At 52.5% G+C, this 16,476-nt stretch carries 11 protein-coding genes; all 11 read right to left on the reverse strand.

The window, feature by feature from the left end; translation table 11 throughout:
• Position 1: 1 nt before the first annotated feature.
• The 11 genes from M977_RS10610 to dppA all read right to left on the reverse strand — a co-directional run bounded on the left by M977_RS10610 (position 2) and on the right by dppA (position 16,438).
• A complete protein-coding gene (locus tag M977_RS10610) occupies positions 2-3,847 on the reverse strand; it encodes a cellulose biosynthesis protein BcsC (protein WP_064514752.1) in 3,846 nt (1,281 codons plus the stop codon).
• Positions 3,848-3,858: 11 nt separating this feature from the next.
• Complete coding sequence (gene bcsB, locus M977_RS10615; protein ID WP_064514754.1) at positions 3,859-6,249, reverse strand: cellulose biosynthesis cyclic di-GMP-binding regulatory protein BcsB; 2,391 nt, start codon at positions 6,247-6,249, stop codon at positions 3,859-3,861.
• Complete coding sequence (gene bcsA, locus M977_RS10620) at positions 6,246-8,366, reverse strand: UDP-forming cellulose synthase catalytic subunit (RefSeq protein WP_064514756.1); 2,121 nt, start codon at positions 8,364-8,366, stop codon at positions 6,246-6,248. The genes bcsB and bcsA overlap by 4 nt, the downstream gene beginning before the upstream one ends.
• A 19-nt stretch (positions 8,367-8,385) precedes the next feature.
• The gene (bcsQ, locus tag M977_RS10625) at positions 8,386-9,189 is read right to left on the reverse strand and encodes a cellulose biosynthesis protein BcsQ (protein ID WP_034460607.1); all 804 of its coding nucleotides are present in this window, start codon (positions 9,187-9,189) and stop codon (positions 8,386-8,388) included.
• Positions 9,180-9,770, reverse strand: coding sequence for a cellulose biosynthesis protein BcsO (gene bcsO / locus M977_RS10630; RefSeq protein WP_064514758.1), 591 nt, complete (start codon positions 9,768-9,770; stop codon positions 9,180-9,182). The genes bcsQ and bcsO overlap by 10 nt, the downstream gene beginning before the upstream one ends.
• 614 nt (positions 9,771-10,384) lie before the next feature.
• Positions 10,385-10,717 (reverse strand): type II toxin-antitoxin system RelE/ParE family toxin, encoded by a 333-nt coding sequence (locus tag M977_RS26120; protein WP_083962930.1) that lies wholly within the window; start codon positions 10,715-10,717, stop codon positions 10,385-10,387.
• Between the two features lie 73 nt (positions 10,718-10,790).
• Positions 10,791-11,795, reverse strand: a complete 1,005-nt coding sequence (gene dppF / locus M977_RS10635; protein ID WP_064514760.1) for a dipeptide ABC transporter ATP-binding subunit DppF — start codon at positions 11,793-11,795, stop codon at positions 10,791-10,793.
• A complete protein-coding gene (gene dppD / locus M977_RS10640; protein WP_064514762.1) occupies positions 11,792-12,775 on the reverse strand; it encodes a dipeptide ABC transporter ATP-binding protein in 984 nt (327 codons plus the stop codon). Before dppD ends, dppF begins: the two co-directional genes overlap by 4 nt.
• Positions 12,776-12,786: 11 nt before the next feature.
• Positions 12,787-13,689, reverse strand: coding sequence for a dipeptide ABC transporter permease DppC (gene dppC, locus M977_RS10645; protein ID WP_064514764.1), 903 nt, complete (start codon positions 13,687-13,689; stop codon positions 12,787-12,789).
• Between the two features lie 9 nt (positions 13,690-13,698).
• Positions 13,699-14,718: a dipeptide ABC transporter permease DppB gene (dppB, locus tag M977_RS10650; protein WP_034460620.1), complete on the reverse strand. Its 1,020-nt coding sequence runs from the start codon at positions 14,716-14,718 to the stop codon at positions 13,699-13,701.
• Between the two features lie 112 nt (positions 14,719-14,830).
• Entirely contained in the window at positions 14,831-16,438 is a 1,608-nt protein-coding gene (gene dppA, locus M977_RS10655) for a dipeptide ABC transporter periplasmic-binding protein DppA (RefSeq protein ID WP_064514767.1), read from the reverse strand.
• Positions 16,439-16,476: the final 38 nt, after the last annotated feature.

Below are 16,476 nucleotides of genomic sequence, written 5' to 3' on the forward strand. Positions count from 1 at the left end.
ATTAATTATTCCCCAGCAGGTAACGGAAGTAGAGTTGCGCGGTACTTTCGTTGTAATCACCAAAGGTGTCATAGCCGACCTGACCACCAATCGTCATATCTTTATTAACTTTGTAGTCGGCTGCGGCACGCAAGTTATAGCCCATACCGCTTTCGCTACTACCGCTGTACCACGCCTCTTTGGCAAAACCTCTGGAGACGTAATCTTCCAGTTGTGATTGCATGGCTGCGTCAGTCGGGAAATACGGGCTTTCGTCCTGGCTGTACGACTGATAACCCAGCGACGCGCCAACAGACATATTCCAGTTATCAAACTTCTGCGTGTAATCCACCGGGAAGGAGACGCTGATATAGTCCTGCGGGCTAAAGTAGCCGCCTTGCCCATAACTGAAGTAGCTGAGGTTTTTCGAGAAGTCCATGTAAGTCATACTGATACCGGTTTTCAGCTCGCGGTCATCAGCACGATATGGACGAATATAAACACCCGCATTTCCGGTGAAGTTGTCGTTACTCGGTACGTTTTCACCGATGTAGTTATACAGCCCGACACCTGCGTAGAAACCGGCATCACCATCGTCGTAGCTCAACTGCGCGCTACCGCCGTTCTTGGTGACCTGGCCCCATTTTTTGCCGCTGTATTTATCTTCCACGCCGACATAAGAGAGCAGGCTGTCGACTACCGCACGGCGCTCGCCGGTCAAAATCAATTTCAGGTAGTCAGTCAGTTGTGGTGACCACTGCACGCCACCAACAACAGTATTCAAATCCTGACCTAACGGTGTTGAGCCGACATCAAGTTTGTACTGCTCACCCGTTAACGCCATGGCGACCTCTACCCCCGCAGTGCTTTGCGAGCCTTGTGAAGGCACCTTGATCTTGTCGATATTTGGCAGTTCAGGCGGTGTAGTGGTTGAGGAGTCATACAAATCCTTGGCAACTTCCCCTTGAATTAATGCTCCCGTACCAAAACGACGGCTGGATTCCTCTGACGAGCTACCGGCATTCAGACTAATTGGCGTAACGTTAAGATCTAAACGCGAATCGCCAAATGGCACCGTTGACCACTGTAGCGGTGCCTTTATCTCGGTGAGTTTGCTCAGGCCACTTTCACCATCGCGACCACGTACAGATACCGCACCTCGTGCCCATGTGGCCGTTTTGTCGGTTAACTGCTCCATCATGTTATCCACCTGGCGCAACGTGCCTGCCTGAGCCGTTTCTACTGGCAGATCGGTACGCGTCGTGCCCGGATATGCAGTTTGCGGATTACGTGCCAGTTGAGCGACTTGCCACGGCATCGCTTCGCCGTACAGTGAATTGGACGCCGTTTGCGGGGCGACAGTAGTTTTCGGGGTAAACGGGTTATCCGCCAACGCCAGGCCACCCAATGTCGGAGCAGTGCCATCACCCACACCTTGAAGGCCAAGCAGTTTTCCACGCGCAGTGCGCAAATAGCTCATCGCCTGTTGGTGGTTGCCATCAGCTTCCGCCACACGCGCCAGCAACAGCAAGCGATCCGGTGTTTCATCGTTACGCAAACCCGCGGCTAGCTGCTTCGCTTTATCCACATCCTTGCTCGCGAGTGCGACATCGATAGCACCCGCGCGCGCATCTTGCTCAGGCGTGTCACGGGTCATCAGATAGTCGTAAACCACGCCAGCTTCTTTGTTCATTTTGCCGGACTGATACAAACGAGCCATCGCAAACATCAGGTCGGTATTTTGCGGGTCGCTCTGCATGGCGCGTATCAGTTTGTCGTACGCTGCCGCATAATTGCCTTGAGTCCGAAGCTGGTCAGCTTCGTTGATCACGTAGCCATTGCGAACGCTGGCAAGCTGAGTTGGCGTGCTGCGCGACTGCAATTCTGGATTAGCAAGAAACGCCTGCGCTTCACGCCCAAGCCCTGCCTGATTAAGTACGGCAATCTGGTCGCCATAGTCGCCCGCGTTGCCCTGCACACCACGACTCATATTGCCGCGCACAATCGCCACGGCAGTACTGACATCACCAGCTTGCGCCAACATTTTTGCCAGTTTGCCAGCGTCTGCCGGGCTTTGCGGTGGGCGTGTCGCCAGTGCTTTTAAGGTATTAGCCGCAGCAACGGTATCACCCTGCGCCAGATAACGTTCCGCAACTGACATTTGCAGGTTGTAGTTCACACGCGCCGCAAGTGTGCGCATATCGCTGGTCTGGCTGGAAGCCGGTATGCGCGACAGCAAAGTCTGCGATTGCTGCCAGGCGTTGTTTTCGCTAGCAAACAAAGCGCCTGCATAGAGCTCAGTATTGGAAGCATTCGGCCGGAAAGATGGCGCCATCACGTTGCTGGCTTCCGCACTGTTGCCTTGTTTTTGTAGCTGGCGAGCTAAATCAAGACGCAACCATGGATCTGACGGATAGCGTGCAACACCTTGCTGCAAAATGGCGATGGCACGTTGTGGATCGCCATTTGCTGCCGCCTGTTGTGCCTGGCGGCGCACTGGGTCAGTTGGGTTGCCACCGGAAACTCGCGGCTGCAACTTCGCTTGTAAGCTTGCAGGCAAGGTTTGCAACATAGCCTGCGCTTCGGCGGTTTTATTCTGCTCACGCAGCACGTAGTAGAGGTTTTCACGGGCTGAGCCATTATTTGGCTGCTCGCTCAAAATACCGCGCAATGTCTGCTCTGCGGCGGCGTAATCTTTATTGTGGCGCTGAACATCGGCGCGGAATAATTTCGCCGCGGCACCACGCTCACCACTTTGCTGCGCCAGAGGCGCACTGAGTGCCAGCGCCTGGCTGACATTGCCCTGTTTAAATGCTGCCTGAGCGCTCGCCAGTTGCCCGTAAAATGCGGCGTCATCAGCTTGCTGTTTGCGTTCATCTGACTGGTCGCCGCCGAGGCTTGCCGCACGGTTTAAGTATTCCGATGCAGCAGTGTAATCACCTTTGCGCTGGGCGATGTAACCCATACCTGCCAGCGCATCGGCATCTTGCGGGTTGGTTTGCAGCACTTGTTCAAACTGGCTTTTTGCCGCATCAGTATTGCCGCTATTGAGTGCGGTAAAACCTTCACCTTTCGCTGTACCACCAATACTTTTACGGTAATGGTCTTGTACCGCCATGTCTTTTGGATGGCGTTGCAGGAAGGTTTGATAATAGGTTTCGTCACTCGCCGTTGGGCCAAGCCACAACAATGCCTGACGCAGCGATTTATCAGCGTCTGAGCTGCCGCTCGCCATATTCTGCAGCAGATCTATCCCTTCACGTCGCGTACCTTCCTGATAGGTCAGCACTTTACCCAGCGCAATCTTCCCGCCGTTATCCTGCGGGTTTTGCGCGACAAACTGGCGCAAACCCGCCACAGCTTGCGGATACAGTGATTTATCACCCGCCATCGTCAGATAATATTCTGGTGCGAGGCTTGGCGGTGGCTGATCGCCGTTAAACAAGCTGCGCCAGGTGGCAAGTGCGGCGGGAATGTTGCCGCTTCGCGCCTGCTGACGCGCCAAATCCAGCTGCCCGCGCGGGATTTGCTGAATTTGTTTCGCATTATCGAGTGCCTGCAAATTGTTATCTTGTGGCGATACAGCCGCAAGGCGTTCGCGCCATTGGGCAGCACCTTTGATATCCCCAGCCTGCTGTGCCCACAACGCCATCAGGTACATCGCCTGTGTGTTATTGGCATCAACCATCAGCACTTTTTGCAGCGCTTCTTTTGCCAGCTCGTCATGCGACTTTTCATGCCAGTAATTAGCCTGGTCAAACAGCGCTTTTAATGCCGGATTGTTTTCCGCAGCCTGGGCGCCGAACGTCAGGCCGCCAAAGAAGCACAGAGTTAACAAGCGACGGGCGGTTTTGTTTTTATGATTCATGAGCACCACCTTTACTTACCATCATCCTGAGGATTAAGACGTTTATGCGCGCGTTTTTTCAGTAAGGCATACAAGCTCAAGCCAATCACTGTGGCGAACAACAAACCTAAAATGGCCAGCAGTGCAGAATGCTGGTTGGCATACCAGACCACCATCATGTACCAGGGCATTTGGCCGCTTGGGAACTGTTGGCCAACCCGGAAGCTGCGCACGCCGTTTTCATCGGTAATGATTGAGGCATCACCACGAATTCCGGCGTTAATGCGTGCCGAGGCTAAGTCGGTCTGAAGGCGTGAAAGCTGTTCGTCATTGCTGCCAATTGCCATCACCACCACGCGGTCAGGGTTCCACTGCGAGCGGAAGCTGACAAACCCACGCCATGCCTCGTTAGAGGAGAAGTAACGGTCGGCGGCAATACCGGTTGAGCCCCAATCGCCTTCAAGCCAGCTTTGTACTTTTTGCCAAATTGAACGTTCACGCACACCGAATGAGTGTTCGTTGCTGGTAAACGGCGACTGAGCCAACAGCGTTTTGTTAAAGGTATTTTTGTTGATGGTAGAAACCGCAAGCACGTGGCTTTCTTCGAGGCGTTGCAGGTTGGCACCCGCCGTCGGCACCCCGAACATCACGGCGTTATTATTAAGCGACGTTCCGGTCGCATTGCCTGACCGTGCCGCCATATTCAGGAGTGTGCTGATTTCAGTCTCACCTGGGTTTTCTGGCAGCAGCAACACGGTATGTGCGAAGTCAGCAAAGCGTGAGAACGGGAACGATGCCCCCACGAAGTAAGACAGATTTGGCAGCAGCGAGAAGTGGCGCGTTTTGCTCAAATCAATTGATGAGTTTTCATCAATACGACTCTTGATGTTGTTATTGAGCAGTACGCTACACGGTGCCGTTTCTTTGGTCTGGATATTGAAGTACAACGACAACTGGTTGTCGCCGTAAATCAGGTAAGGCTCCAGCGCCAGGTTGTAATCTTCCTGACGCGCATCTCCACCCACTTTGCGCCACAGGGTTTCCAGCGCGCCTTGTTTGTTCACCGGCAGGTTGTGCAAGAATGTGCCGTTGAAGGTCAGAGAAAGATAAGAACGCTCTTCATCAATCCAGCTCTCCGTTGGGAAGCGGTAGCCAAGTTTCACGGGAATGGTTTCACCATCCCATAAGAACAGGTCCGGGGCCGCTCGGAAGGCAACGCTTAACGGCTCATGCCAGATGCCCGTCGCCGTCAGGCTTTGATCTTTGCGCATCAGTTCGGTCAAACGCACCGGACGATCGGTCGGTATCCAACGCGGTGCGTCATACGCTTTGCTCACCGGGATTGTCTGGTTTTCTACCGCTGTGCTTGCAGTTTGCCCAGGGAATTTACCCTGAGTTAAACGCCATGCCGCAGCACGCAGTTGCTGGTCTGAATTACCCACTACCAGCAGCAGTTTATAAACAGGGTTGCCTGGATTATCGATAATTTGCAGCATCGGCTTTTGCGTGACTGGCAGCGTCAGGCCGCCAATCTGCTCGCCAGATTTACCAAACAGAATACCGTTCTTCTCCGGCAGTGTGTCGCGCAATGCGTTAAAGGAGATGCCGCGGTAATCCGCCTCAATCCCCAACCAGGAAGCGACTAATGCCGCAGCACTCACTTGCTCTGGTAACGTTTTTGCCGGGAAGGCAAATGTCACAGCAGCCGGAGTCATTTGCATCGCGTCAAAGAACGGGCGTGGGAAATGGCTGAGGTCTGCGCCAATATTGAGCTGCTGCCCTTCCAGGTCCAGGCGCGTATTCGGCATGATGGTGACCTGGTATTTTTCTGACAGGTCGCGCAGGCACAGTAAGGCATCGCCATCATTAATTTTGAAGCTGATATTGTTGCTCGATACCACCATCGCCGCCGGAATTTCCAACTGGTAGCTCGACACATCGCTATCGGCAGAACCCAGCGGAACAGTCCCTAGCGGCTGACCATTCATCATCAACTGCAATGTAGTATTTCGTGCCGCCATTGCCGGAGACACTTTTAGGTTCAGCGCCAATTGTGCGTTGGTAATGACCTGATCCGACGGCAGCGTGAAATCAATCCCCGCCTGCAACTGGCCGCCGCTGAGCGTAATACCGCGCGGCTGGCCCATTTGCGCCATAGTAATACTGCTGACACTCCCCGGAACAAAGACCGATGGTGCCGCCGCAGGAGCAGGAACCGGCGTTGGAGCTTGCACAGGATCGGGTACAGGCACCGTTTCTGGTGCTGGCATAGAATCTTGCGACTCCACGGCATCTTGCCCCGGAGCCGGTAAATCTACCGGAAGCAACGACTCCACTGTCGTAGGCTCTTCGGCCATAATCGGTGAAGTCAGTACACTAAATGCGAGCAACAACTGGCAAACTTTATAGGTCATCCGTTTCATGCAACGTTGTCCTCGCCAGCAGCTGCCATACGTCTTGCTTCTTCCTGACGTAAACGGCGATTTTCGCGGCGTGATTTCCACGTCAGCCAGAACAGGTCAAATACACAACGAATAATGATTAACAGGGAACGGAATGGGTTGTCCTGCGGCTTTGGCGGGTTAATCCACGCATCAGCACGCGCCAGAACCACACGCACCAGTTCACGGCGACGGTCCAGAGGAATCTCTTCAAACTGCAGGCGAATCGCCTGTTCATCGCTGGCAACCACTTGTACCGGAATACTGATTGAACCGGATTTCAGTTGCAGCTCGATCTCTTCGATTTCATCGGTGAGGTGTCGGTCATCCGGTACCGCAATTCGGCAGCCACCCATCGACAAATCGAGTGTATTACTGCGCGATGAGATACCGCTGGCGTAGTGAATAACGACTGGCACTTCAACATCAATACGGATGGTTTTACGCGTCTGGCGCGTTTCACGGGCAACCGCTATAGCCGCCAGCAAGAACACCAGGCTGTATAAGCCCCAACCAACGTTGAGTGCAATAACGTTCGGGTCGACGCCAAAGTAATCATGCGCACAGGCGCGCACTATCCCGGCGATGACCGCCACCGTCAGCAACACCGCGATAATCACGTGGGGTCGCACCACGCTGAAATCGAAGTAACCTACGTTCAGCAGCGCACCTTTGTCCGTCACGTTGAACTTGCCGCGTTTCGGGAAAATCATCGTGATAACCGTTGGCAAAACCAGGTGGAACGCCAGCACCAGGTCGTAAATTTCACCCCAGAAGCTGTAGCGGTAACGCCCGTTCATTCGGGAGTTCAGATAGATAGTGAGCAGCAGGTGCGGCAATGCATAAGCGAAAATCAGGCTTGCTGACGAGTGAATGATGTTTAGGTTAAACAGCAAATACGCCAGCGGTGCGGTGAGAAACGCCACACGCGGCAAAGCGAACTGGAAGTAGAGCATCGCACTGAGATAACAGCAGCGCTGTTGCCACGTCAGGCCACGGCCAAACAACGGGTTATCCATCCGGAATATTTGCGTCATGCCGCGCGCCCAGCGGGTTCGCTGAATCACGTGCAGCACCAGGCGCTCAGTCGCAAGCCCTGCCGCCAGCGGAATATCCAGGAATGCGGATTTCCAGCCAAGGCGCTGCATCTTCAGCGCGGTGTGAGCATCTTCAGTTACGGTTTCAACGGCAAATCCACCAATCTCTTCAAGCGCGCTGCGACGAATCACGGCGCAAGAGCCACAGAAGAATGTCGCGTTCCAGTTATCGTTACCTTGCTGAATTGGGCCGTAGAACAACGAACCTTCGTTAGGGATATTGCGTCCACCCGATAAATTGCGTTCAAACGGATCGGGTGAATAGAAGTAGTGAGGCGTCTGCAACAGTGCCAGTTTTGGATCTTTCAGGAATGCGCCAACCGTCGCTTGCAGGAAAATACGCGTGGCTACGTGGTCGCAGTCAAAGACGCAAATCAGCTCACCTTTGGTCAGCTTCATGGCGTGATTGAGGTTACCGGCTTTGGCATGCGAGTTGTCGTTTCGCGTGATGTAACCCACACCGACGTCTGCCGCAAAAACCGCAAACTCGCGCCGCTTACCGTCATCGAGCAGATAGATTTTGATCTTATCGCGCGGGTAGTCGATACATTGCGCGGCCAGTACGGTATCGCGCACCACATCGAGGCTTTCGTTGTAGCTGGGAATATAAACGTCCACCGTCGGCCAGGTCGACGTATCGTCCGGCAACGGTACAATCCCTCTCTTTAACGGGAAAGAAGTTTGCAGATAGCTCAGTAATAAAATAACCCAGATAAATAGCTCAGCTAAAAATAGCCCTATTCCGAGGATGGCTTCTATTTCAGAATTAAAGTGCAGCGTTTGGGTGGCGCGAAAATAAATATAACGCGTCGACATCAAGACCGAGACCAGCATCATGATTATCGACACGCTGTGCTTTTTGCTAAAACCTAATACAAACATTATCGCGAGACTGATAAAGCCAAAGATATACTGCTTCTGGCTATCCATAGGCGTAATGATGATCAGCACTGCTATTGGTGCCAACACCAATAGCAGTAAATAGAACAGGACCTTTTTCATAGGACATCCTGAATGATTGTCAGAAATTTGACGTTCTTAAGGCGGTGTGAACCGCGCCATCACCAATTTTTATACCGAGAAGAGCGGCTACGCGTTTACTAATAAGCTCAATATCAAAAGCCGCAGCGGAAGCTGGGCTGAAATCGAATATTGATTGCTGAGAGGCGTTAGCTTCAGCCACACTTTCATCGCGGTTAATAACACCAAGCAGGCGATCGCCAAGACGTTGCTGCATAAATGCAGTGACGTCGCGGCTTATATGACGGCGGTTATCACTTTGGTTGAGCACAAAATAATATCCTGCTTTATTGTTTAGCGGCTCGCCAATCAAGCGGTGATTTTCAATATGCGGCAATAGGGAAAGTGAAGCTGTATCCGCAAGCATCGTCACCAGATGCAAGTCGGCCAGATGCGATACGGCTTTCAGTGCAGGATTCGGCCCTGGGGGGAAATCAGCAATAATCACAAGGCCTGGATAGTTCAGCAAAGTGCTTAACCCGCGTAACAGAAAGTGGCTGTCGTTAGTCAGACGCTGTTCAAACTCAAGTCTTTGATCTTCAGTGACGTCACCATATGGCAGTACAAACATATTACTGCCTGCCGTCAGAACTGACTGGCTCCAGTCTGCCGATTCAATGGCTTTAGCGACATAACCCCGTCCATCAGACAAAGGCACACCAAAGTGCAGGCGCAGCGCGTTCTGCACATCAAAATCAATGGCTAACACTTTGCTACCTGCGCGAGCCAACGCATACGCCAGATTGGCGGTAACCGTGGTTTTTCCTACTCCGCCTTTTGGCGAGCAAACACAGACTAGCGGCATGACGCAATCATCTCCAGCAACGGTTGCAGCGGTAAGTCTTTGGCGGGATGACTCCGCGCCGTATTCCCTTTGGCTGCGAACAGTTTGTCAAAACGCACGGGCTCTGTTTTTACCGGCGCAGAGGCCTGCGGCGCTGAAACAGCGGCAGGTTTCACGATTTCTTTTATGGGTTCTATAACCGGTTCAGGTGGTGCAACCACGGGGGCCAGTTGTTCAAATAATGTATTAGTGGTCGGTTTACCAGGCTCGGGCTGCGAAATCGTAGACTTAGCTTCAGGCAATGCACTATTCAGGCTGTTGAGAATCGAGCCCTGTGATGCAGTGTTACTGATAGGTTGTGCCGTAATCGGCCTGAAGTGGCTGGCATCAAACTCATCAGCCTTCACTGCTTGCGGCGCAGGAACAGAAATACTCCCGGCCTGAGCAAGCACAGAATCATCATCGCCAGTATTCATTAACTGTTTAATTATCGTCCAGTTACTGGCTTCTGATTGCTGATTTTGCGCCGACATATCCTTGAATTCGATAGCGCCTGTGCGGGTCTTATCCTTGAATCGCTGCAAGTCATCATAGTTTTTCATTGCGACACTCATGATTTATAAGACGTTTCGATGAGATAGTTATTCAAAGCTTATACCAATACTATTAAAAAGGTTTTTTAGTTAATGATTATGACTTATTGACTTCATGAATCATTATTAATTGCCATGCGTTATCATTACTTATTTTATTATTCTTTTTTTGATAAATCGACGGCATTTCAAGCCAATATATAGGCTCAGGAGGTCATTTCTCCACCTTTTTTTCTTATTAATATCTATCTAAGCATGAAGATGCATAGATTTGTGATTAAACGCCATTTAATTCTGATCGATAAAGGTAGCAGACTTTTTTTGTGATTCAACACACATAAAGGAATATTTATAGCCCACTAATATTTCACGATGGAGATTAACTTTATTAGGAAAATAAATGTTTTTAGGGAGTTTTGTAGGACAAATACGACAGGGTTTGTAGGAGGAATATGACAATAAGGAAATCGCTGGGGTTATTTTTGATAATTATCCACTTTTTGTGTGGTTAATTTATGGGAATTAAGGAGAAAAAGAAACTTGTCGCCCTCACCTCAACCTTCCGCTTTGTGCGGAACTATAATCCCTGAATTTGGTCGATAGGGGCATGTAGTTTTAACGATCTAAAGTTCACTAAAATGCACTAACGGCTCCATTTTATGATGCAATATTCTGAGGATAAAAATATCGTTATCGCGGATGCGATAGAAGATGGCATGTAAGCGGTAGTCCACCCCAGGAACACCTTCCGCGATTTCTGAGTTTTCCCGCCCCATTCGCGGCGAATGGACAACCGACAGTAAAACCGAGCGATCGCCTGGAACGAGTCGCGAACGCCCCTGAGTGTTGGGGAAATAATCGGGGTTTACCGCGCAGCAGCGATTTACTTGCCGGGCGCGGGGGTCGCCAGGGGGCTGGCGTTCAGTACAGCATGAGCCACCTGGCACGTTCACCATTTACAACGCTTACAGAGATAACCAAACGTTCGGCTGAACGGAAAACAACAGAGCTTCCATGCTCACACTCTTGTTAACGAATTTCCCCGTTCTCATCCTGATCAACAGCGAAACACGCCACCAGTTGGCCGCCGTACTCTTTGAGCTGCGGTTGCAACTGCGTGCACGGCCCAAAACGGCGGCGGCAGCGGGCGTTGAACGCGCAGCCTGGAGGCGGGTTCAGCGGGCTTGGCAGTTCACCGGTAAGTTTGATGCGTTCGCGGCGGTCGTCCGGATTCAGACGAGGTGTCGCAGAAAGCAGCGCCTGAGTGTACGGGTGGAGTGGGTTTGAGAAGATCTGATCTTTCGTCCCTTTCTCTACACAGCGCCCCAGATACATCACCATCACTTCGTCGGCGATGTGTTCAACCACAGACAAATCGTGGGAGATAAACACATAAGACAGCCCCATTTCCTGCTGCAAGTCCATCATCAGGTTCAACACCTGCGCTCGCACAGAAACGTCGAGAGCAGAAACCGGTTCATCGGCGATCACCACGTCCGGGTCGAGCATCAGGCCACGGGCGATAGCGATACGCTGGCGCTGGCCGCCGGAGAACATATGCGGGTAGCGGTCGTAATGCTCGGTTTTCAGGCCAACTTTCGCCATCATCGCCAGCGATTTTTCACGGCGTTCGGCTTTGCTCAGGTTGGTGTTGATTTGCAGTGGCTCTTCAAGGATTTGCCCCACTTTTTTACGTGGGTTCAGCGAGCCATACGGGTTCTGGAACACAATCTGGATTTTCTGGCGACGCAGCTTTTCAGCTGTTTCATCAGGCTTGAGCAGATCCTGGCCCTGATAATACAGTTCACCACCGGTCGGGATTTCGATCATCGTCAGCAGGCGGCCCAGCGTGGATTTACCACAGCCAGATTCGCCTACCACGGCCAGCGTTTTGCCGCGTTCGAGTTCAAATGAAACGCCATCCAGCGCTTTTACCAGGCGTTCCTGGCCGAAAAAGCCCTTCTTCACCGGGTAGTGTTTTTTCAGGTCGATGGCCTGCAACAGAGGTTGCGCAGTGGCCTTATCGGTACTCATAGCGTTGGCCTCCCGGCATCATCGAGTGGGAAGTGGCATTTGGACTGACGTCCGTTATCCACCATATTCAGTTCTGGCTCTATGCTGCGACATTTGTCGGTGGCATACGGGCAGCGTGGGTTGAGCAGGCAGCCGTTCGGGCGGTCGTACTTACCCGGAACCACACCCGGCAGCGAGGCCAGACGCGCTTTGTCCTGTGCAAACTCAGGCAGCGCACGCAGCAACGCCTGAGTGTACGGGTGACGCGGCGCACGGAAGATATCTTGCGAAGCCCCCGTTTCCACCACTTGCCCGGCGTACATCACGATGATTTTGTGTGCCGCTTCAGCCACCAGCGCGAGGTCATGGGTGATAAGAATCAGCGCCATGTTCTCTTTTTGCTGGAGTTCCAGTAACAGTTCGATGATTTGCGCCTGGATGGTCACGTCCAGTGCGGTGGTCGGTTCGTCGGCAATCAACAGCTTAGGGCGACAGGCAATCGCCATCGCGATCATGACGCGCTGGCTCATACCGCCGGAAAGCTGGTGCGGGTAAACGTCCAGACGCGAAGCCGCATCGGGAATACCCACCAGGTTCAGCAGGTCGATAGCACGCTGAACGCGGGTTTTCTTGTTGCCGCCCTGGTGCACCTTGATAGCTTCCATAATCTGGAAACCAACGGTGTAACAAGGGTTGAGGCTTGTCATCGGGTCCTGGAAGATCATCGCCACTTCAGCACCGACCAGGTTGCGACGTTCTTTCTCAGAAATCTTTTGCAGATCCTGGCCGTTAAACTCCAGCTTTTCAGCCATCACGCGGCCTGGGTAATCAATCAGCCCCATAATCGCCAGCGAGCTGACCGATTTACCGGAACCAGATTCCCCAACGATACCGACAACTTCGCCTTGATTTACGCTGTAACTCACGCGGTCTACGGCACGGAACGGTGTCTTTTCGTCGCCGAAATGCACCGATAATTTATTTACATTCAATAACGCCATTACGTAGCCCTTTACTGCTTGAGTTTAGGATCGAGTGCATCACGCAGCCCGTCACCCATCAGGTTAAATGCCAGCACCGTCAGCAGGATGGCGACACCAGGGAAGGTGACCACCCACCAGGCACTTTGCGCGAACTGCAACACATCGGAAAGCATTGTGCCCCACTCCGGTGTTGGCGGTTGCGCACCCATGCCGAGGAAGCCGAGAGCGGCCATATCGAGAATGGCGTTAGAGAAGCCAAGAGAGGCCTGCACGATAAGCGGTGCAAGACAGTTTGGCAGAATGTTGATGAACATCTGACGCATGGAACCTGCACCCGCAACGCGCGAAGCGGTTACGTAATCGCGGTTCACTTCCACCAGCACCGCACCGCGCGTCAGTCGCACATAGTGCGGCAAGGCGACGAAGGTGAGCGCCAACGAAGCGTTGACTATCGACGGGCCGAAAATCGCCACCAGTACCAGCGCCAACAGCAGACTCGGCAGCGCCAGCATAATGTCGACAACACGCATAATAATGTTGTCGATAATGCCGCCGAAGTAACCTGCCACCAGGCCGAGCACCACGCCCATAATCAGCGACAGCAAAACCACCAGGCAACCTACCAGCAGCGACAGACGCGCGCCGTACATCAGGCGAGCCATGATGTCGCGGCCTACGTCGTCAGTACCGAGCAGGAACTGCCAACTGCCGCCATCCTGCCAGACCGGTGGGTGCAGCAGTGAATCACGGAACTGTTCTGCCGGGCCGTGTGGTGCTAGCACGTTGGCGAATATGGCGATCAAGATCATCGCGGTGACATACACCAGGCCGATGACCGCCCCTTTGTTACGTTTAAAGTAGTGCCAGAATTCCTGGAATGGCGTCATTGGAACTGGCGCCGCTACCACTTTGTTTTCAGTTAATTGCGTCATGATGGCCCCTTATTTCTTATGGCGTATACGCGGGTTCACCACGCCGTACAGTAAGTCGACGATCAGGTTCACGAGGATAATCATCGTCGCGACCAACAATACGCCGCCCTGTACTACCGGGTAGTCACGACGTTGCAACGCATCAATCAGCCAGCGGCCAAGGCCCGGCCAGGAGAAGATGGTTTCCGTCAGGATGGCACCCGCCAGCAACGTACCGACTTGCAGGCCGATAACCGTCACAACTGGCAGCATGGCGTTGCGCAGCGCATGAACCACGATGACGCGCATACGCGTCAGGCCCTTCGCACGAGCGGTACGGATGTAGTCTTCACCGAGTACTTCTAGCATTGAAGAGCGAGTCATACGCACGATAACCGCCAGCGGGATAGTACCGAGCACCACGGCTGGCAATATCATATGCATCACTGCATCGATGAAGTCGCCCGGCTCACCCCATATAGCGGTGTCTATCAGCATGAAGCCGGTGAGGGGCAAGGTGTCGTCGAGGAATACCGTATCGCTGACACGCCCTGATACCGGGGTGAGGTTCCAGTAGACGGAAACCAGCATGATTAACATCATACCCCACCAGAAAATTGGCATTGAGTAGCCTGTCAGAGCAAGGCCCACAGAGGTGTGGTCAAACACGGAACCACGTTTAACCGCAGCCAGCACGCCAACCGGAATACCCACGGCAACGGCAAACAACATCGCGCAGACACCGAGTTCCATGGTCGCTTTAAAACGCGGTACGAACTCGTCCCACACTGGAAGACGGCTTTTTAACGAAATGCCCAAGTCGCCGTGCATCACGCCCCAAATATAATGGACGTATTGCTGCCACATAGGCTTGTCGAGGCCAAGTTCAGCCAACAACTGAGCATGACGTTCAGGAGAGATACCGCGCTCACCGGCCATAATCATCACCGGGTCACCGGGAATCATATGCACGAAGGCGAAGGTAAGAAGGGTAATACCGATAAAAGTGGGGATAACTAGCCCCAGACGTCGGAGGATGAACTGCAACATAACCCGGATTCTCTGTAGTGACTGAAAGCCTTGCAGCCTTCAGTCTGTATTGCTCACAAATCTTTCACCCTCTCCCATTGGGAGAGGGAATAAAGCACGCTACTGTTATTTATTATTCGACAGACACGTTCTCAAAGTGGTGTTTGCCCAATGGGTCAACCACATAACCTTTCACTTCTTTGCGCACTGGCTCATATACCGTGGAGTGAGCAACGATCAGCGCCGGAGCCTGGTCATGCATCACGACCTGAGCTTGCTTGTACAGCTCGATACGCTTGTTGTGATCGTCTGTGGCACGCGCAGGTTGAATCAGGTCTTCAAACGGCTTGTAGCACCAGCGAGAGTAGTTAGAACCGTCTTTTGCTGCGGCACAGCTGAATAGAGTCGCGAAGAAGTTATCCGGGTCCCCATTGTCGCCAGTCCAACCCATCATCACAGCCTGGTGTTCACCGGCTTTAGCGCGTTTCAGGTACTCGCCCCACTCGTAAGTTACGATTTTGGCGGTCACACCGACTTTCGCCCAGTCAGCCTGAATCATCTCAGCCATACGGCGAGCGTTCGGGTTGTACGGACGCTGTACTGGCATTGCCCACAGATCAACGGTGAAGCCGTCAGCGTGGCCGGATTCTTTCAGCAGCGCTTTTGCTTTCTCAGGATCATAGGTGTAATCCTTGACGTCATCGTTGTAGCCCCACATGGTTGGTGGGATCAGGTTTTTAGCCGCAGTGCCTGCGCCTTGATAAACCGCTTTGATGATCGCTTCTTTGTTCACCGCATAAGTCAGCGCCTGACGAACTTTCACGTCATCAAACGGTTTTTTCTCGGTGTTGAAGGACAAGTAACCCACGTTCAGGCCAGCCTGTTCCATCAAGTTGATGCTCTTATCTTGTTTCATGCGAGCGATGTCAGCCGGGTTTGGATACGGCATAACCTGGCACTCGTTTTTCTGCAGTTTGGCGTAACGCACAGACGCATCAGGCGTGATGGAGAAGACCAGACGGTCGATCTGCGGCTTGGTGCCCCAGTAGCCTGGGAACGCTTTGTACAGAATGCGAGAATCTTTCTGGTATTGCAGCAGCTGGAACGGACCGGTACCGATTGGGTTCAGGTCAGTTTTTTCCGGCGTACCGGCTTTCATCATGTTGTCAGCATATTCTTTGGAAAGAATAGAGGCGAAGTCCATGGCGAGATCGGCCAGGAATGGTGATTCTGGACGAGTCAGCACGAACTGAACGGTATTGTCGTCCACTTTCTTAATTTCGCTGATCAGGTCAGATAAACCCATGCCTTCGAAGTATTCGTAGCTGCCGCCAGAAACTTTGTGATACGGGTTGTTGGCATTTTTCTGACGATCAAAAGAAAACACGACGTCATCAGCATTCAGATCGCGCGTTGGTTTGAAATCTTTGTTGTCTTGCCACTTCACACCTGAACGAAGGTGGAAGGTATAGGTTTTACCGTCTGCACTGACTTCCCATTTCTCAGCAAGGCCCGGGATAATTTCAGTGGTACCAGTTTTGAACTCGACCAAGCGGTTATAGATTGGCACTGAACTGGCATCGTAAGTTGTACCAGAGGTGAACAACTGCGGGTTAAAACCTTCTGGGGAACCTTCTGAGCAATAAACCAGGGTTTTTGCCTGAACGCTAGCTGCTACGGTCAAGGCCACCAGGCTCAGACCAAACTTCAGCATCCCTGACTTCTTCAAGGAAAGACTCATTCTTCTGCTCCGTTGTGATGTTCCCTTTATCTTTCTTG

Source organism: Buttiauxella gaviniae ATCC 51604, assembly GCF_001654835.1.
Lineage (GTDB): Bacteria > Pseudomonadota > Gammaproteobacteria > Enterobacterales > Enterobacteriaceae > Buttiauxella > Buttiauxella gaviniae.

Bases quoted from the DNA above. Each gene is read 5' to 3' on its own strand.
- bcsB (WP_064514754.1), bottom strand. From the start codon at position 6,249: ATGAAACGGATGACCTATAAAGTTTGCCAGTTGTTGCTCGCATTTAGT.
- dppA (WP_064514767.1), bottom strand. From the start codon at position 16,438: ATGAGTCTTTCCTTGAAGAAGTCAGGGATGCTGAAGTTTGGTCTGAGC.
- dppB (WP_034460620.1), bottom strand. From the start codon at position 14,718: ATGTTGCAGTTCATCCTCCGACGTCTGGGGCTAGTTATCCCCACTTTT.
- bcsO (WP_064514758.1), bottom strand. From the start codon at position 9,770: ATGAAAAACTATGATGACTTGCAGCGATTCAAGGATAAGACCCGCACA.
- M977_RS26120 (WP_083962930.1), bottom strand. From the start codon at position 10,717: ATGGTGAACGTGCCAGGTGGCTCATGCTGTACTGAACGCCAGCCCCCT.
- dppD (WP_064514762.1), bottom strand. From the start codon at position 12,775: ATGGCGTTATTGAATGTAAATAAATTATCGGTGCATTTCGGCGACGAA.
- M977_RS10610 (WP_064514752.1), bottom strand. From the start codon at position 3,847: ATGAATCATAAAAACAAAACCGCCCGTCGCTTGTTAACTCTGTGCTTC.
- bcsQ (WP_034460607.1), bottom strand. From the start codon at position 9,189: ATGCCGCTAGTCTGTGTTTGCTCGCCAAAAGGCGGAGTAGGAAAAACC.
- dppC (WP_064514764.1), bottom strand. From the start codon at position 13,689: ATGACGCAATTAACTGAAAACAAAGTGGTAGCGGCGCCAGTTCCAATG.
- bcsA (WP_064514756.1), bottom strand. From the start codon at position 8,366: ATGAAAAAGGTCCTGTTCTATTTACTGCTATTGGTGTTGGCACCAATA.
- dppF (WP_064514760.1), bottom strand. From the start codon at position 11,795: ATGAGTACCGATAAGGCCACTGCGCAACCTCTGTTGCAGGCCATCGAC.